This window comes from Veillonella seminalis, assembly GCF_003992065.1.
In the GTDB taxonomy this organism is placed as follows: Bacteria; Bacillota; Negativicutes; order Veillonellales; family Veillonellaceae; genus Veillonella_A; species Veillonella_A seminalis.
Genome location: NZ_RQUZ01000002.1, coordinates 117252 through 134508 on the forward strand (window position 1 = coordinate 117252; position 17257 = coordinate 134508).

Sequence of the window (17257 nt, forward strand, 5' to 3'; positions counted from 1 at the left end):
CCTATTGTGGTTTGCCGGTACTACCACCGCCCGGCACCACACCGCCATGAGTGTGATTAACTAGCGAAATTCCATTTACAACAACATCTCCGGCCCCCTGAATATTAATCGTACCGGCCTCAATATTAACTGTTCCGGGAGAGCTAATGCTTAATGTGCCGCTGCTTGTATCCATAGTTACCGATGTACCATCACTAAACACAGCCGTTTCCACATTTGCATCAGCCACCGGCGGTGTATCTGCACCGGAATACATGGCACCAATAATCCATCCTTCATTAAGGTTCTTACTGTTCGGATCAAAAATAATAAGCACCTGTTCCCCTACTGCATAGGAGTGCTGGTGCTTATTATTGAGTGTATTCTTTTCCAGAATCTGCAATGGCCCTGTTACCTTATTATCCTTATCCGGTATTACAGCCCTTGCAGTATGAGTTGCAGGGTCTATGGCATCAATATACCCTTTTACTATAATTTGATTAATTGTAGCCAATGAGAGCCCTCCTTATATCTAAACTTGTAACGTAATTACCTGATAATTCCACATCAACTTCTCGAATTACATATTTCCCATCAAATACACCGAAATTATTAAGCATAATAGTTGCTCCGGCATACAAGTCCGGCCGGCCTTTCAATGTAATCTTACCGGTGGTTTCTTCCTTGTTCTTATTAAATAATTCTTTCTTGGCCAAACGTAAAGCCGCTGCCGTATCAGCCACTTCTTGATTAATTTTGAGCACCTTTTTCTCTGTGGTTCCTTTTAATTTGTTGTTCTGCTCCGGTGCCTCAAAGGTAGCGGATATTTTTTCTTTCTTCTTGGATTTTTGATAGGTCACTGTACAGGCCGTGTAAATATCACGCACTTTGCTATGAAATTCGTAATCTTCCATATCCTCTAACGCCAATTTATCAATAATAGCAATTGGATCTTGTGCATCATATTTAGCCTCGTCAAAAATTACAATCTTACCATCAGAAACTTTAGTACACAGGCCATTATCTTTACACAATCGTTCTAAAAATACCAAATCTGGTTCTTCAGTTTGCTCTACCCTATCTAATGTTGGATTATCTTCAGAATCATATACAAGACCTAAACTTGCACTATTGGCCAAGTCTTGGGCCACAACTTTTAATTGTACCTTTTCCCAAGATCTAGTATTATTTATATCCCTGGCTACTCCATCAGGAACCGATACTGTATTAAGTTGTACTGTTGATCCTGAGTTGCCGGATGCCAAACCTATATCATCTATGTAAAATTTACCAAGCGGAATATTAATATCAGTAGTTACATCGTAATACCAATGTATTAGTATCAGATTTACTGTTATTTGAGCATTTTTAGATGGATACCAATCGCCCGACCACAATCCTTGACGATCATCTAATGTTAAATCAAAGGTATCCGCTTCACCGCTCATAACGTCCTTATAACTTGCCCCAATTAAATACTGTGCCAAATCCACGCTAATATCTGTTGATTCATATAAAATCTGCAAGGCTGCACGTCTAGCCGGATATATCGGTTTTAATGCCAATGGAGCCGCTTCAGGTAAATATTGTGTTAAGTCCCTAATATCTAACATATTAACGCCTCCATGGTGGCAAGTTTACTATGGTTTTCTTTGTCACGGAAGGAATATTGAGCGTAATGCCGGATGGCAACATATCGTAATTAATATAATCAGGATTTGCCTTCATTAAAACAGACATAAATCGTTCATCACCCATCTGCTCTTTAGCAACCACATCCCACATATCACCTAATCTGGTAGTATATTTAGTTGCCATAGGCCACTCTTGCCTCCTTCCGTTTGATTTCATCCAACACCTTTAATACTTCTCGCTTAATAGTCGCCGCAATATTTTTAGATTCTGCTTCGGTACTATTGCCAGTAATAGTAATATTAAATTCAAATGACGGATTAATAGCTATTTCTCTGTTACTGCTAGTAGTATTTTCCATCATTCTAGGAGCCTTGACCGTTGGTGCCGGCTGTCCTGCCATTTGCGGTGCCAAGTATCGTACGGCTCTTGGCTGATAATTTTGATTATTCCCAGTAGAGTTTATTCCTTCACTAGAATTTTTCGGTAATATACCAAGCATTTGCCCGGCTTTATGCCACAAGCTAATGGATCTTGGTTTACCGTCAAGCGGAATAGCAGCTTCTGCACTATCTTCGGCAAACCAAGTAGTAAATGCACCCTTGCCATAAATACCGCCTTTAGCGTTTTTCTTTTCTACGCCACCGCCGCCATCATCGCCATTAATCATATTTTTAACGATGTTAATGGTTCCTTCAATCGGATTTGCTAAGAACTCTTTAATTCCTTGCCATTTTTGCATAACCCATTCGCCAGCTTCGCCTAAGGAGTCTTTAATTCCGGAGCAGAACTTATCCATTGCAGCCTTTGGATCATTCCAAAGGAGCACAAACCAAGCTTTGATTGTATCCCAATTTGTGACTAATAAATAACCGACTGCAATCAACCCAGCAATGCCGGCAATAACTAAACCTATCGGATTAGCCAACATGGCTGCATTAAGTAACCACTGTGCCCCGGTCCAGGCCATCGTTACACCTCTTACTGCCGCCATAGCAGCACTATAGGCAATAACTTTCCCTGCACTCATTAAACCTCTACCTATTACCATGGCCCCGTTGTACATGTATTGGCCAACTGCGGCTGCCTTTGTTGCTGCACTAGTTGCAAGCACCGCCCCATGATAAGCCACTAAACGGCCAACTGACATTAATTTACTACCGGTGGCCAATGCAAAATTATATACTGCATGCCCGGCAGCGGAAACTTTTGCCGCTATGCCTGTAGCTTTAGTGGCTATTGCATTACGCATACTTGCTAATGTGTGTGTATTAGTGGCAGTAGTTGATAACAGTTGAGCCGCCTTATATGCTTGCCATGCTTCCTTAGCTTTTAAGATTGGAGCTAGTACAGAGGTTACCGCCCAAGTTAATCCGGAAACCGCCGCTACTGTTGCCAGCAATCCACCTACACCACCGACCACTACGGCCGTTAATGTTTGATGTTCTTTTGCAAAATTGGCTGCACCTTGAATCATTGGCGTTAAGCTATCAAGTAATTCTTTTGCCGGTGGCAATAATGCGGTCCCGATTGTAATCCCTAAATTATTCAATGCATTTCGTGCTAATTGCATACTGTTGCTCGTAGTTTGCATTCTTGTATCAAACTCTGCCTGCATGGAATTAGCATATTTAGATTGATCCGCTACCGTGGCCAAGTTGTTACGTAATGCATCCAAGTTTGTTAACAATGGAGCAATTGCCTTAATCCCTTCAGCTCCAAATAAGTCCTTCAAAACTGCCGCTTGCTGATATTTATCCAATTGAGACAATCGAGTGAACACATCTTGCAAGGCACCACTGGCATCCGTCTGCATACGCTTAGCCATCTCAACCGCATCAAGACCCAACGCACTAAATGCAGCCGCCTGTGATTTAGTGGCACCTTCGCCGGTAGTCATGGCCAAGATAATTTTTTGGATACCTGTTGCCGCTACTTCCGACTCTGTACCGGCTGCCGCCATAGTCGCACCTAATGCAGCGATTTCACCGGAGGCTAATCCACCTACAGCCCCAAGAGGACCAACACGAGATACGATATCACTAATCTTAGCACTGGATGCAGCTGTGGTATTACTTAAATAATTGACCTTATCCGCTAACGATACAACTTCCGGTTGCGTCATTTTAAATGCAGTTCTCCATTCGGCCATGGTTTGGCCGGCTTCTTCTGCACTCATATCAAAAGCCACGCCCATCTTAACCGCATCAGTAGCAAATGCTTTTAGGTCCTCACGAGCAATACCGGCTTGTCCGCCGGCTGCAACGATTTGAGCAATACCTTCCGCTGACATCGGCAGCACCGTACTCATTTGTTTAATATCTTCACCCATCTGCTTAAATTGTTCCGGCGTGTCAAAATCAACAACTTTTCGTACATCGGCCATAACATCTTCAAATGCCATGGCTTCTTTGATTGGAAAGCCTAATGTTGCCACCGCAGCCGCTCCGGCTTTAACAGCCATGCCACCGGCTTGGTCTCTAACATTTTCAACATTAGCACGCAATGCTTTTGTTTTTTCCACATTATTTAGTGCTTTAGCTGCACGTTGTTGCCGCTCATATGCCTTGGTAAGATTATCCATTGTCTTTGTGTAATTTACCGCATCAACCTTACCATCCTTATAGGCTTGCTTGAGATTATCCATTTCCTTTTGCAAGGATTTAGCATAAGTCTGTGTTTGCCGCATCGTCTTGGCCGCATTGGAAAAGGCAGCCTTAAATGACCCGGCAGTATTAGCCGTAATATTAAATTGTGTTGTATACGTTTTAGCCATTTAATCACCCTTTCTTCGCAGCTATACGTTCATTCCAGCAATTTATCCATTTAAAAAGCACCGGCACCGGTTTCTTTTCCCAAAAGGCTATGGATGTTTTTGTTTCCAATGACATTTTCAACAATTGTTCTCGTAAATAAGGCACTATTTCTTCAGGCGTTAATCCAGAAATTGCAAAAAATTTGCTGCGGCCTCAGTGATTTTAGCCACGTCCTTAAACGTCATTAAATCACGAATATCTTCAAATTTAATTTTTTCCTTGCATGCCTTAACGGCCACCATAGCACGATATTTTGCACCCCATACGATATTAGGTGTAATTTCACCGAGCATACGAGATTCTTGTTCTAATTCAAAAAAATCTGCACTAGTCAATTTATTAAAATCAAAGTGTAATTCAGATACTTCTTTGTCATTGATCATAACCGGTTTTACCAATTTAATAGTTTCCATTCCTTACCTCCAAATAAAATAGGCGTAGCATAGTGCTACGCCATATCTATGTCACTGCTTCTAATATTACATCCCCAATAAAGAGCGGATTTCTGCCAAATAATCAATTTCACCAACTTTGCAAATGTAGTTGATTACATCAATTTCCATCATTGTCTTGCCTTGATTGGTTACTTTAATATACGTCAAAGATAATGTTACGGAGGTTCCCATCTGAGACGATGGTTCTGCATTGCCCTGTTTAAAACTTTTAGTTACACCTTTCGCAACAACACGCCACCCTTCGGATTTTGGTGCACCATCACCACCATCCACATTATTTACGGCCATACGGCAATCAATATAATGACTAGTAGGTGCAAATAAAGAATAGGTATGCTTAGTTACAGTATTAAAATCCAAACCTAATTCCATGGCCTTTAACAATCCAGGTGCAATGGATTCAAATTCACCGGCAATGCCCGCACCTTTCATTGTTTCAGTCAAGTAATCCATATCCGGCAACGTTACCTTGCTGATGCCTAACATAACGTTACTAGCGTTATTATACACACGCATGTCATGAAGGCGATCAGGAATATTATGTGTGTTCATAGTTCCTCCTCATTATGCAGCATTAAATAATTGTTTTAAGTACGATACATCATATTCTAATACAAACTCTACATATTCTGCAGGTGTCAAGTATCCTAAGAATAAATGGAATTTCACATGACCATTAATCAGGCTCGTATTAGGATTTTCATCCCGGCGGAACTCTACCCGGCCCCCTAATAATTTTTCATCTGCAGTAAGTCCCGATAACCAAATATTAATTGTATCCGTGATTTGTTCGCACCAACGTGGACGAATCGGACCGTCTACTTTAGTAAAATACGATAATACCAAGGTAGCACTAATCCAATTTGCCATACGTCGCAATGGATTGAAATTATCTTTTGGATCTAAATTGGCTGGATAACAAGCTGTACGGTTGCCCCAACTACGCCACCCACCGACAAAATTAATTGCCGTAGTAACACCTTCGCCGTTAAGCACATTGGCATCCTTAATGCTCAATAAAACATCTGTGCCATCTGCTAAGCAAGTTCCATCCGTTTTCATTACATGATTAGAAGGAGAAATATACGGAACATCTTCCCCTTCAGAGGAATCAATATAATATGTTAAAGCCGCATTTAATGTGCCCATGTGCAATACTTTATCGCCAATTTTTGCCATTGGCCAATGAATCATTAAGTTTTTATCCACAAAATTCTTTTCATTTTTGTAGGCCGGTACATCACTGTATTTACTTAACGTTTCGTCAGCCGGTAAATCAGCATATACCATGGCCGGGAATAATCCATTAATAGATTCCCCTTTGGCATTTAAAATCATAGCTACTTCATTGTCCATAGAATATTTTGGTGCTAACAAGATCCCCGGCACAATACGCAATTTTGGAAATACGTTTTCAATCGCTTCAATGCCTTTTTTAATTCCGGTGGCGGCATCTTCACCGCCAATAATATCTTGCTTAGTAACTGCTGTTGGATCTACCTGTTCATATGTTACTGCTAAATTAACAGTATTCTTTACTGCATCAGTATCAAGTAATGTAATTACCAAATTCCCATCATCATCATGCAAGGCGGTATAATCAACATCTTTTGTTAAATCCTTTTGATTAGTGCTATCTTTAACTTTTAATGTAGGCACAATAACCGGTTCCGTGATTCTTGCCACTTTATTTGTCAATTTAAGTGCTGTTTGAGTGCCGGCCTTTTTGTGTTTAGTAATATCCAAAACGTTGATAAATACTACCGGTGCTACATTATATAAATAAAAATATGCGTACATCGCTTCACAGGCATCATAATTAGCAAAATCAGTACAATACCCTAACTGAGCTTGTGCATCGCCAATGTCGTTACAATACACCGGCACATTGGCTGCCACCGGCTCCGTTGCTAAGTGTACCGGAGCAATACCAATAACTACCGGCACATCAGCGTTCACTGTCGCAATTTGCTGTAAAGATGTCGCTTTTTCGCTAACACCAATACCATGCTTAATTTCCATAATTTCCTCCTATTCCTAATTAACGGTTGGCCGCATCATATTCCGGTGTGCCTTTAGTGTGCATTTTTTGCACTTTATCCGCATAATCAGCAGTCTTTACAATTAAACGCCGTAAGTACGGCTTTTCATTTAATTCCGCTTCAATATAATCTGGCACACCACCAAAATACACCGCATTTTTTACCAATTTATATCCCGGTTGAGTCGGACCAATGTAAATATAATTAGCCGCTTCCGGTTGCTTTTCCACTACCGGGCCCGGCTCCATTACTACTTCCGGCTTAACCTCATTCAAAATCTTCGCCATCCCAATTCACCTCCGGTACTGGCTTACCAATTTCATAGCTAAAATACATCAACCCTTCCATGTGATTTACCCCTTGTTGCTCCGGTACTTCCCACTTAAAAGGCTCAGCTAAAACAAAACACCCGGATAAAAATCTAATCTTATCCAGGTGCTGTCTTACATGTTCTATTAAATTAAACAAGTCACGCCAACATTCATCGGTATTCGTATCGTAAGTGCCAAATGCGATATAGCCTCTACAGATACCACCTTGATTTGGTTTTCCGTCTTGTCCATCGGTTAATTTAATTAACACATAAGGGTACAAGCTATCATCCAAATTATCGTTACGGCGATTGTTCTTTTCTTCAATCGGTATAAACTGCTGATATACCGTTACCTTATTTTCTACGCCATCCACCCTAATAGGTAGAGAGTACCCAGTTAAGGCACTCTCTATCTCTTTTTTTAAGGCATCGGATAAAGCAAGAGGGGTAAGCATTACTTATCACCTGCCAATATCTGTTCTACGTTATGATCTAAGCGTTTATCAAATGTTTCCTTGATGTCCTTTTCAATGGTTTCTCGTGATTCATCACTACCTGCCATTGCCGCAATAGACGGCCCAAATAATTGATCAATGGCTGCTCGCCTTTGCATTCCTTTGAATACGCCTATTTTATTTACCCTTTTCATATATTTACCGGGCAAACGCTTATAAATCCCAATGTGGCCATTTGTCATGACAGTTTTGAATGCTCCCGGCAATGCATTACCGCCATTTTTTACATTAGCCGTCAATATACGACCTCGTCCAAACGTCATTTTTTTAGGGCTATGAGCAAAGTCTCGTAATGGCTGTGCACCGCTCGTCACATTAATCGTGGCTGATATATCCTCTCCGGTATCCGGTTTCGTAACTTTAATCGACTTCTTAATCAGGCCCACCTTGCCGATATAATTGTAGTTGTCCTTAATTGCATCGGATACCGTTTTTCCTGAACGTTTTGCAGTCTCATTAATCGTACGGCGTAACACCTTAATGGCCCCATTGGGTATATTTTCTAACTTCTTTTCCAATGCTTTGATTTCAGATGTATCAATGAGTATCATCCTACATCACTTCCTAAGATCAAGATGGCTAATCCGCAATCATCTGTGGCCGATATAACACTATATGTTAGCCCATCGACTCTGCAATAATCACCTTCTACCGGCAATCTTACCAAATCTCTTACTTTGGCGTGAACATATAAGTACACCTCATAGCTGCCATCAAAGCCTTGCCTGAAGCGATCATTTAATAACTTACTTGTATTCTTTTCAACAATGGCCAAGACTTCTTTATCATCAATGATATGCATTTCGCCAAAATCGGAAAATAATACATTATCAATATCTCGCTTAATCTGATTGCGTAAACAGCTAGCCAATTTTAACCGCTACAACACCGGCTGTTGCGGCGGCTTTATCACTAACTGCAATACCGGCCGGAGTATTACCATCGGCTGTGATTGTAATTTCTTTGTTTGTTTTAGACCAATATACTGCATCACCAACTGCCATTTTATCGGAGGCCTTAGCCTGAATTTCATATACACCGGCAATACCTACTGTACCGGAACCGCCAGCCGGAATATTTTCCAACGCCACCCCGATACGAGTCGCAAATGCTACTACATTGCCATATGCAACGGCTTCCGTTGCTGTAATTGTTACAGTCTCCCCTTTGTTAATATACGTTGCCATAATTTAATCCTCCTTATTCTGCACTTTTATACAAACCTTTGTGATCTAAGGCCTGTACGCCATAATCCATATAAATACGATATTCCATGCCTAATGTATCCCACGCTACACGAGATTCAATCGTAGGAGCATTTTTACCATTGAGATAAGATACTTCGATAGTATCCACACCTAAGCCTGGAGCTGCTGCTAAATACCAAGCAGTTTCACTAATTGCATCTAATTCCGCATCAGTAACAATGGTAAGAGAGGATGCAAACGGATTTACAACCGCTGCGTTCGATTGACTAGGATCAGCCATAGAATGAATTAACTGATATGCTTTTGTTTCCAGTGCAGCCGGCACAATCAAATACTTAGGAGCAATCCCCAACGTTTCTTTGTTACGGATGTTCTTTTGTACACGCATTGCACGGCGGCCTTCAGATAATGCTTCTACAGTGAGATCGGATGCACTACCCAAATTGCCTTTTTTAGTGTCATATAATTTACTGTCGCTTAATACTTTATATACCAAACGGTTAATGCCACGGCGTGCGGCAGCTGCATAAGATCGTGGAATCTTAGTAAGCATACCTAAATCATCATTGATAATTGCTTGGCGAGTAAGGCCAAAGCTACGGCCAAATGTAAGCAACACTTTATCTACACCGGCATCCGTCAACTCATCATATTTAAACTCGCCATTTTCTTTGATTTCAACCAATTCACCAGCCTCAGAAATTTGTACGGCTTTAGTTGGTTTGAAATCAGAAAGACTTCCTACAGAAGTAAATTGTTCAAATGTTGTTGGTGCCGCTTGATATGCTGTAGCTGCAGCTTTATTGACGGTGGATGCCATAATATTCGGGAATGCACCGGTACCGGTTAACGCAGCACGAATTAAATCGGCATCATCCATATAGCGTGCATTAGCTTTGCCCTCACGTTCAAGAGTATCAATCATCAATTCACGTAAACGCATACCACGATACTGCATGGCACCTTCTGCCGGATTTACTACACTGATACCGCCACGCATTAAGATGGAATCAGATACCGCTTCACGAATCTTATCGGCTTCTTGAGCCCCCTGGCGAATTTCTGCCATATTGCTAGGCACTGCCGCACGTTCTTCAGCTAACTTATTTAATACTGCAGTTTGTACCGATGCCACGGTTGCACCACTGCGAATATATTCATCGGCATTAATGTCAAAATTACGGCATAATGCTGTAATATCTGCAGCACGTGTGCGTTCTGCTTCTGCAGCTGCTGCACGAATTTCTTCTTCATTTACTACTGGTGCAAGCACCGGTTGTGCTACTTCTGTACGCACATTATCTACTTCATGATTTTTTCCTGGCATAACTTTTTCTTCCTCCTCATTAATTACAAATTCCTCTTCACTGCGGCCTACGCCTACAGTCGCATCGGCCGGAACAGATACGATGCTAATTTCTAACGGTTCCCAACGCCTTGCAATGCTTGCCGGTCCCGTCACCCCCGGCATAGTTGCCGATTGCTTACCTGCTTCTATATCTTCCCAGCTATCTACTCGATAACCAACGGATACACCTTGCAATGTTCCGCTTTTTACCTTTTCGTAGATAATGTTAGATTGTTCATCCGCATCAAACCGTACATCTGCATAAGCCTTATTGTCCGTAATCTCTACTGCTTCAATGTGGCCAATAACTTGATCCCGATTATGGTTATACAATAAACAACCTAATCCGCTATTAAAACGCTGCAGGTTAATCGCTTCAGGAGCACAATGCAAAATTTCTGCCCCGAACCACCGTTGATATGGCTCTTCGGATGCAAATGACAATCTGACAGTTCGTGTTTCTTCGTTTACCGCATCACGATTCAACTGCATTTGTCGAGTTGCTTGACTCCTGTTGCCCTGTTGCTGTGGCATTATTATTTCCTCCTTCCATTTTGATACCATACTCAGCCTCCAGCTTTTTAATGTACGCCAGTTCCGCTGCACGTTGTTCCATCACATCTTTCCAATCCAAACCTTTATTGGCACAGATGTTGGCCAACGTATCTTGGCCAGTCTTTAATGCAATACGGTTTGCATTGGCTTCCTTCAATGGATCAATCCACGGCTGTCCCGGCATACTCCAAGCACATGCATTGATATATTCTTCCCGGTTTTCCCAATAGTCTTTAATTTTGACCGTTCCAGCCAAAACCAAACTATCTAGAAAAGCCTCGAATACATCGTTAAGCATGTGATTTATCATAAAACGCTGCAGGCGTTTGTATAGTTGCGTGTCCGTAATAAGTCCTTGCCGGGCACTCGAATAATTAACCTGGCTCATGTCACGGCTTGTGGCCTCATAACTAAGCCCTTGGCCAGAACCAATAGCACGGATATATTGTGATACCATTTCTTTTGTGTTGCTTGCTTGTCCGGCCGGAATAACCGATGCTACATCATCCCCCGGTTGTAATTCCATGATCATGCCCGGAGATATTCGGCTTCGAGTGTAGCCGGTAGCCGGATCATAGTCTTTACCTTCCGGCGGATTCTGGTTCATGGATCGCCCCACGGCCCCCATAGGCAAGGCACGCTTAATAAATGCAGAGATACATGCTAAGATTTTTTCCTTAATCGATATTGTATCCATGTATTCTTCCATATCATTGACTCGTTCAATCGCCTTAGCCAGCGGTGGCATTTCACGGATTTGTGACGGCAATTCTTTTTGCCACAATGCAATCACTCGATTCGCTTCAATTCTTTTACTTTGTGGTAGCGTCCATCCATCCGGGCTCGTTGACAGTAAGTGATACGCCATTGGCTTTTGATTTTCGTTGACTTCTACACCATTAATAATCGTATATTGCCCCGGCTTAGTAATTAGTGTTTCATCAAGATCATCAACTTCTTTTGCCTGCAACTGGAATGGAAATCGCTTAGAGCCGGTATTACATTTAAGAAGCAAAATACCTCCATCTACACGCATTCGCCGTAAGGCCATAGCACATAATTCATCAAAACTCTGCATGCCGGTAATATCACAATTCTTAGGCTTGCTCCACTCAGCAAATAATTTTTCGATTTGATTATTAAGCTTCTCATCCTCGGTTTTCATCCGCAATGTAAATCCGGTGCCAACAACATTATTTTCAAAGGCAATTAAAATAGAGCCTAATATATCACTATTACGCTCCATGTCTCTTGCCTTAGCCCGAATAATACTTCTTGCCGGCGTATTAACTTGTTCAGCCTTGCCGTTCGTAGGGAGCCACCCTAAACTACTGTTATTATTTTTGCCTGCCTTGTAGGTATTTGATAACCCATTCCGCCATGCTTGCCGTTCGTACGCCCATTGAGGGCTAAACCAAGCAATGGCCTTGTCTAAAATGTTCATAGTTTACCCTCTCATATAAGCCGCAACAAAGGCACCGCCGCCATTTTCAACCATAGCGATATCGGCCATCAATCTTCGCCGTTCTTTATATAACGTGGCCAAATCGCCACGCCTAACCATCGTATCCGAGGATAACCGGTATTCTTGTGCACCACTTTCAATATTGCTAATTGCCTCATTGATGGATGCTAATTGTTTTTTCAATTCTTGTAAATCCATATCATACTCCTAACCAATCATCACCAAATTCATCGTTTGATTGCTTACGCCCTTGATGCTGGGCACTTGTATTATTTATTTGTACTTGTTCACCGAGATACCTTACTGATAACAAATCCGCTGCAAGGGCTGCATAAACTTCAGTATCTAAATAGTGATTGTCTATTCCGGAAGATTTAGGCACCCAAGAGGCCACACGCCGATTATTCTTAATCGTTTCAATCTTGTGTTCCGCTGTAATCATTTCTGCATACCGTCTATCACATCCGTTATAGACCATCCAGCAGCCTTCACCGAGTGGCCTTCTTAAATGTGCATAGATAAAATCCTTGTATTGATCCGTATTAATCACATACACCCCTTGTCCATTCCATGATTTACCGGAGGCATCAATATTGCTACGAGTGTACCTTGCTATCTTTTGACTGTTAGCAGCACCTTTAACCGGTACTGCCCAATCGCCGTTATATAAGCAAAATTCGTATATTTCGTCAGTTTTGTAACCGGAGTCAATGGCACATAACTGCACCTGCCACCGGAGTTCGCCATCACTATCCGGGTAATGCCGGTTCATGATTTCTTCGATTTCTTCCAATGTTTCACAATAACCATGAGCAATGTTCTGGCTTGTAATTCGGTAGCCCCATGCTCTGATAGTCCAATAGTATCCATTTTTCTGCACGTCAACACCGGCCGTAAGTAATTGAGCCCACTCCGGCACAACCCCTTCATCCAAATCACTTTCTTTAGACAATACAATGTCCGCATCAAGCGTATCTGCTTTATTTTCCCATGGCTCGCCCAACCAAGAATTTACAAAGTTTTGTAAATCGGTAGGATTATCTTTGGATGATAAAAATTCACTGGCTATTCGTCCAAATGTGACCCACGGACTATACAAACTGCTAATGCTAAATCCAACCTTACTGACAATACCGGCAACTTGGTTTTCTGCAATCCACTTACCTTGCTTCAGCATTTGCATCTTATGGCGATCATCAATACGGCCACCACAATAGGTGCACTCATAATAAGCGGAATATCTAACAGTAGTAACATCGGAATGGCCTTCTTCATTTTTTGGCCATTTGATACCGCCAAACTCCAGCGTTTGCAATTTTCCGCAATGCGGACAAGGTACATAATATCTATACCGCACATCAGCTGCTTCATAGGCGGTGTAAATGTTCCCGGTTTTGAGAGTAGGGGTAGAACACATAAACATTTTACGAATTGGCCAGTTCTTCAATCGTTCACTGGCTAACTTGATTGGGCTGGCTTCTTTGCCGGCGAAAATAGGAAACTTGTCTATTTCGTCTAAAAACAAAATAGGCACTGACCATGAGGCCAATGCACTAGGAGATCGGCTTGATGCAAACACCAAGAAACCGCCTTGATATTTAATCAAATCCACACTATTTCTACTATCTACTTTTTCAGCCAACGTAGGGCAATTGCCAATCATCCGCTGCAGTCGTAATTCGCTAAATTGTTCTATCAAATTATCATCCGGCAGCACATACATGATCCGGCTTGGATTTTGGCTGATAGTGTAACCCACCATGTTAAGCATGGCTTCGGTTCCGCCAATCTGCGTACACTTCAGCCACACAATCTGTTCAATTTCATCCTTATTAAAGCAGTCCATTATAAATTTCATATAGGGTACGTTGTTTGTATCCCACATGCCCGGCCGGCTAGTCTCCTGCGAACTCATTACACGGTATTTATCCGCCCATTCAGAAACCGTCAGCCGTTCCGGCGGCGTAAATATAGCTAATGCCCTTAATACGGCATTACTTAGATTTTGCCTTACTATATCTTCCGCTTGCTGTCTGCTTGGCTCCTGTCGCAAGTTGAGCTAACCCCCTTTCAATTTCACGTTCCACGGTATGCTTTACGTCAAACGCTACTTCTGGATACTGATTATATATATCGGCCATGGTTTTTTGACCAATGGCCAGTAATGTTGTTTTTACCTGAGCAAAGGTTTCCTTCAGCCGTTCTTCAATTTCGGCAACGGCAATATACTCGCCAATGGCAGCCTTTTGTTTAAGTTCTTCATTATCTGCACGGGCTTCCCGGTAGCGTAAATCGGCTTTCAATTTTTGCTGTTCCAGACTTTCCCCATGCTCTGAATTTTTGATATTTTTAAACTCCAAACAGCCTTGAAGATCATACCAGCCGGTGGTTACTCGTGGCAGACCTTTTTTAGCCCATACAGCGACCGTTTTTTTATCAACGGCTAAAAGTCTGGCAATCGCTTGTGTGCTCGCTAAAATTCGTCCTTCGTTCATACGAAAAAACTTGTTCATGTCCTCCACTAGTAAACACCCCCTTTGCTCTATTGGTTACCTTGATTTCTACAAATTTTTTGAGTGACTTTTCGGGCTCGCAAGCACCCGCAAGGGTGGATAGCCCTGGAAAGTACCTTGAATTTTGGAAGCGACTCCATTACTTGTATACTTTTCTATCATCGGCCACATATCTCCCATGCTCTCGTCTCACTCTGGCACAACGATGCTTAACTAGCGTCTTGCTATCAGCGAATGTCCTACACATTCCATCAATGCTGATGGCCTTAGCCTTGCACCAGCCGTGCCGGTTATTCAGGCACCGCCGCTTATTGCAATGCACATCAGTCATCACCATCACGCCCAATCTATTTTGACAAACAAAAAAGGCATCAGCTTATGCTGATACCTTTTATTACACACTACTATGTTATCATGTTTTTACTTTGGTGTCAGTCCGCAATTAGTCCGCAAATCAAGCATTGATATAGGTTCCGGAGAAACCCCAGATTAACAGCGTCATATCATCGACCGCTTCACGTAGCTTGTCATAAAATATAGTACGTCCTACCGGTTGCGTAGATAATATTTCCGCTTCAGTCTTATGCTCAATATAGTACAGTCTTAATAACTCGTACTTTAGGCTCGCTTCTTCTTTGCATTCTTTTTGATAGACTTCCAACATTCTATCAATATGACTCAACATAACTTCTGTACGTTCTTTGCTCTCCATAATGGATCGCACTCTGATATATCCCTTCTTATCAAATATCTCTGCAATTACCAATTTTAAATCACTTGGTTTTGATTTACAGGTGTTATCTATAGCCTGTTCTACATGAGCTTTTAATTTCTTGTAGTCTTTTAATAACTTCTTGGTGTTTTCCCTCAACCGTCTCTCTACTCGATCTTGCTTACTTTCATTCTTTTTATCCCAAATATCAATGGCTGCTTGTGCTGCTAACCTTATAATTTCTTCTTTCTCCATATAAGTCCTTCCATTTATTTATCAAAAATTGCCATATACCCAAAATACAAAACAAACCAAAACAGTATGCTGATAATCACTGCACCAATCCATGTAATTAAATTGCAGTAGCGTCTTAATATCTCATCTAGTAATTTCAATAAAATCACTCTCTCCCTTCCTCCACTATCCATTTACAATCTAAGCATTTCCTATATAGTCTTAATTCCGCTTCATGCGTTTTCGGATTAAAGTCACTGGTGAATCTATATTTAATCTGCCTACCAATCTGTATTTCTCCGTTTAATGTGCTGTATCCACAAATGTGTGTTCTATAAATATTGTCAACACTAATTTTTTCGCCTTGACTCTTTAAAAACTCAACTATCTTGTTTTTAATTGCTTCCGTATGATCTATTCTGTGTGCGGTCATAAGTTTCTCCGTTTTTTCTGCAATTCACCTAATTTTACTTTTACCTTAGCAATTAACAACTTGCTTTCATTGACTTCTTTTACATGACTTGCTCCGTGTTGATTAAAAAATAGCACCTCTGCCTTACTTACCAACTTCAAGTTATCTAAACTAAAATTTCCCTTATTTTGATCTAAAAACAGTACACTATGAGTTTTCGGGACCGGACCATGCTCCTTTTCCCAAATCAATATATGCTTCATACGCCATTTATTTGGTTCTGCCACTTTTACCAAAGTGTATCCATCTACATCAACTCTTTCGCTTCCTACCGGTTTATGATTGTGAGGTTCATGGCCTTTCTTAAAACTACCACTATTAATCTGTCCCGGAAATCTCTTTCCCTTATTCCATGAATCATGCCCCTTTTTAAATTGAGTGTTAACCTCACAGGTAAAATCATTGTTTTTAAAAAACGCCTTCATTTGATTATATGTTATAGACCTATTGAATTTTTTATTTATGAGCTCTGTTGTTTCATTAATGTTACGGCCTTTATGGCTGCTCATGAAATATTCCATTTCTTCCGGGCTTAATAACTTAATCTTGGATGCATATCCTTTTTTATCTTTTTGCGACCTACTACGTTTAATTTTATGATTGTTTAAATACTGTTTAATCTGTGATTTTTTCCAAAATTTCTCAAATCGCTCATTCATTAGTTGTGTCGCCGCATCAAGGGTGTAATCATAACATATGCTCAATAAATATTCTCGTTCTTCATTTGTAAGCAGCCGTCTCATTCTTTTTTGCCGCTTTCAATCTGTAATACATCCGGCATTTCATAGTTACTGCCAAATGCATTTTCCCTTGCCATATGAGCACGTAGTATTAATGCTGCATTATCTACGACCATTCGTGATATATTCACAGTTGCCTGTGTTCTGTTTATTTCGGCCACCAAAGCATCGCTATCTTTTAAATCAACCGCTTCAAGGCGATCTAGTTGAGCAAACAGTTTATCGTTCAAGACTTCTAAGGTTTTCTTTCCCATTTTT

Annotated in this window: 20 protein-coding genes; all 20 read right to left on the reverse strand. The window is 41.2% G+C overall.

Annotated elements, in window-relative coordinates:
- Position 1: 1 nt before the first annotated feature.
- Positions 2-493 (reverse strand): phage baseplate assembly protein V, encoded by a 492-nt coding sequence (locus EO126_RS02060; RefSeq protein WP_127007244.1) that lies wholly within the window; start codon positions 491-493, stop codon positions 2-4.
- Positions 480-1592, reverse strand: coding sequence for a phage late control D family protein (locus tag EO126_RS02065; RefSeq protein WP_127007246.1), 1113 nt, complete (start codon positions 1590-1592; stop codon positions 480-482). The genes EO126_RS02060 and EO126_RS02065 overlap by 14 nt, the downstream gene beginning before the upstream one ends.
- Before the next feature lies 1 nt (position 1593).
- The gene (locus EO126_RS02070) at positions 1594-1797 is read right to left on the reverse strand and encodes a tail protein X (RefSeq protein WP_127007248.1); all 204 of its coding nucleotides are present in this window, start codon (positions 1795-1797) and stop codon (positions 1594-1596) included.
- A complete protein-coding gene (locus tag EO126_RS02075) occupies positions 1787-4387 on the reverse strand; it encodes a phage tail tape measure protein (RefSeq protein WP_206168751.1) in 2601 nt (866 codons plus the stop codon). Before EO126_RS02075 ends, EO126_RS02070 begins: the two co-directional genes overlap by 11 nt.
- 159 nt (positions 4388-4546) lie before the next feature.
- The gene (locus EO126_RS02080; protein WP_127007250.1) at positions 4547-4840 is read right to left on the reverse strand and encodes a hypothetical protein; all 294 of its coding nucleotides are present in this window, start codon (positions 4838-4840) and stop codon (positions 4547-4549) included.
- A gap of 66 nt (positions 4841-4906) precedes the next feature.
- Positions 4907-5434 carry a phage major tail tube protein gene (locus EO126_RS02085; protein ID WP_127007252.1) on the reverse strand — a complete coding sequence of 176 codons (528 nt, stop codon included), beginning with the start codon at positions 5432-5434 and terminating at the stop codon, positions 4907-4909.
- A 12-nt stretch (positions 5435-5446) separates the two neighbouring features.
- Entirely contained in the window at positions 5447-6904 is a 1458-nt protein-coding gene (locus EO126_RS02090) for a phage tail sheath family protein (RefSeq protein WP_127007254.1), read from the reverse strand.
- Positions 6905-6923: 19 nt separating this feature from the next.
- Positions 6924-7211: a hypothetical protein gene (locus tag EO126_RS02095; RefSeq protein WP_127007256.1), complete on the reverse strand. Its 288-nt coding sequence runs from the start codon at positions 7209-7211 to the stop codon at positions 6924-6926.
- Positions 7192-7692, reverse strand: coding sequence for a hypothetical protein (locus EO126_RS02100; RefSeq protein ID WP_127007258.1), 501 nt, complete (start codon positions 7690-7692; stop codon positions 7192-7194). The genes EO126_RS02095 and EO126_RS02100 overlap by 20 nt, the downstream gene beginning before the upstream one ends.
- Positions 7692-8303, reverse strand: a complete 612-nt coding sequence (locus tag EO126_RS02105; protein ID WP_127007259.1) for an HK97 gp10 family phage protein — start codon at positions 8301-8303, stop codon at positions 7692-7694. The genes EO126_RS02100 and EO126_RS02105 overlap by 1 nt, the downstream gene beginning before the upstream one ends.
- On the reverse strand, positions 8300-8623 hold the full coding sequence (locus EO126_RS02110; protein WP_127007261.1) for a hypothetical protein: 324 nt from the start codon (positions 8621-8623) through the stop codon (positions 8300-8302). The genes EO126_RS02105 and EO126_RS02110 overlap by 4 nt, the downstream gene beginning before the upstream one ends.
- Positions 8616-8939 carry a DUF2190 family protein gene (locus tag EO126_RS02115; RefSeq protein ID WP_127007263.1) on the reverse strand — a complete coding sequence of 108 codons (324 nt, stop codon included), beginning with the start codon at positions 8937-8939 and terminating at the stop codon, positions 8616-8618. Before EO126_RS02115 ends, EO126_RS02110 begins: the two co-directional genes overlap by 8 nt.
- 13 nt (positions 8940-8952) lie before the next feature.
- Complete coding sequence (locus EO126_RS02120) at positions 8953-10842, reverse strand: prohead protease/major capsid protein fusion protein (protein ID WP_164726690.1); 1890 nt, start codon at positions 10840-10842, stop codon at positions 8953-8955.
- Positions 10784-12307: a phage portal protein gene (locus EO126_RS02125; RefSeq protein ID WP_127007267.1), complete on the reverse strand. Its 1524-nt coding sequence runs from the start codon at positions 12305-12307 to the stop codon at positions 10784-10786. Before EO126_RS02125 ends, EO126_RS02120 begins: the two co-directional genes overlap by 59 nt.
- 3 nt (positions 12308-12310) lie before the next feature.
- A complete protein-coding gene (locus EO126_RS02130) occupies positions 12311-12526 on the reverse strand; it encodes a hypothetical protein (RefSeq protein ID WP_127007269.1) in 216 nt (71 codons plus the stop codon).
- Between the two features lies 1 nt (position 12527).
- Positions 12528-14381, reverse strand: a complete 1854-nt coding sequence (locus tag EO126_RS02135) for a terminase gpA endonuclease subunit (RefSeq protein ID WP_127007271.1) — start codon at positions 14379-14381, stop codon at positions 12528-12530.
- Positions 14323-14850 (reverse strand): hypothetical protein, encoded by a 528-nt coding sequence (locus tag EO126_RS02140; RefSeq protein WP_127007273.1) that lies wholly within the window; start codon positions 14848-14850, stop codon positions 14323-14325. Before EO126_RS02140 ends, EO126_RS02135 begins: the two co-directional genes overlap by 59 nt.
- Positions 14851-15295: 445 nt before the next feature.
- Entirely contained in the window at positions 15296-15808 is a 513-nt protein-coding gene (locus tag EO126_RS02145; RefSeq protein ID WP_127007275.1) for a hypothetical protein, read from the reverse strand.
- A 408-nt stretch (positions 15809-16216) separates the two neighbouring features.
- A complete protein-coding gene (locus EO126_RS02150; protein ID WP_127007277.1) occupies positions 16217-17002 on the reverse strand; it encodes an HNH endonuclease signature motif containing protein in 786 nt (261 codons plus the stop codon).
- On the reverse strand, positions 16999-17253 hold the full coding sequence (locus EO126_RS02155) for a hypothetical protein (RefSeq protein ID WP_127007279.1): 255 nt from the start codon (positions 17251-17253) through the stop codon (positions 16999-17001). Before EO126_RS02155 ends, EO126_RS02150 begins: the two co-directional genes overlap by 4 nt.
- Positions 17254-17257 lie beyond the last annotated feature (4 nt).

What these genes read in the sequence shown, in the direction of transcription:
- EO126_RS02065 (WP_127007246.1), bottom strand. Translation starts at nt 1,592, where the DNA reads ATGTTAGATATTAGGGACTTAACACAATATTTACCTGAAGCGGCTCCA.
- EO126_RS02070 (WP_127007248.1), bottom strand. Translation starts at nt 1,797, where the DNA reads ATGGCAACTAAATATACTACCAGATTAGGTGATATGTGGGATGTGGTT.
- EO126_RS02075 (WP_206168751.1), bottom strand. Translation starts at nt 4,387, where the DNA reads ATGGCTAAAACGTATACAACACAATTTAATATTACGGCTAATACTGCC.
- EO126_RS02080 (WP_127007250.1), bottom strand. Translation starts at nt 4,840, where the DNA reads ATGGAAACTATTAAATTGGTAAAACCGGTTATGATCAATGACAAAGAA.
- EO126_RS02085 (WP_127007252.1), bottom strand. Translation starts at nt 5,434, where the DNA reads ATGAACACACATAATATTCCTGATCGCCTTCATGACATGCGTGTGTAT.
- EO126_RS02090 (WP_127007254.1), bottom strand. Translation starts at nt 6,904, where the DNA reads ATGGAAATTAAGCATGGTATTGGTGTTAGCGAAAAAGCGACATCTTTA.
- EO126_RS02095 (WP_127007256.1), bottom strand. Translation starts at nt 7,211, where the DNA reads ATGGCGAAGATTTTGAATGAGGTTAAGCCGGAAGTAGTAATGGAGCCG.
- EO126_RS02100 (WP_127007258.1), bottom strand. Translation starts at nt 7,692, where the DNA reads ATGCTTACCCCTCTTGCTTTATCCGATGCCTTAAAAAAAGAGATAGAG.
- EO126_RS02105 (WP_127007259.1), bottom strand. Translation starts at nt 8,303, where the DNA reads ATGATACTCATTGATACATCTGAAATCAAAGCATTGGAAAAGAAGTTA.
- EO126_RS02115 (WP_127007263.1), bottom strand. Translation starts at nt 8,939, where the DNA reads ATGGCAACGTATATTAACAAAGGGGAGACTGTAACAATTACAGCAACG.
- EO126_RS02120 (WP_164726690.1), bottom strand. Translation starts at nt 10,842, where the DNA reads ATGCCACAGCAACAGGGCAACAGGAGTCAAGCAACTCGACAAATGCAG.
- EO126_RS02125 (WP_127007267.1), bottom strand. Translation starts at nt 12,307, where the DNA reads ATGAACATTTTAGACAAGGCCATTGCTTGGTTTAGCCCTCAATGGGCG.
- EO126_RS02130 (WP_127007269.1), bottom strand. Translation starts at nt 12,526, where the DNA reads ATGGATTTACAAGAATTGAAAAAACAATTAGCATCCATCAATGAGGCA.
- EO126_RS02145 (WP_127007275.1), bottom strand. Translation starts at nt 15,808, where the DNA reads ATGGAGAAAGAAGAAATTATAAGGTTAGCAGCACAAGCAGCCATTGAT.
- EO126_RS02150 (WP_127007277.1), bottom strand. Translation starts at nt 17,002, where the DNA reads ATGAGACGGCTGCTTACAAATGAAGAACGAGAATATTTATTGAGCATA.
- EO126_RS02155 (WP_127007279.1), bottom strand. Translation starts at nt 17,253, where the DNA reads ATGGGAAAGAAAACCTTAGAAGTCTTGAACGATAAACTGTTTGCTCAA.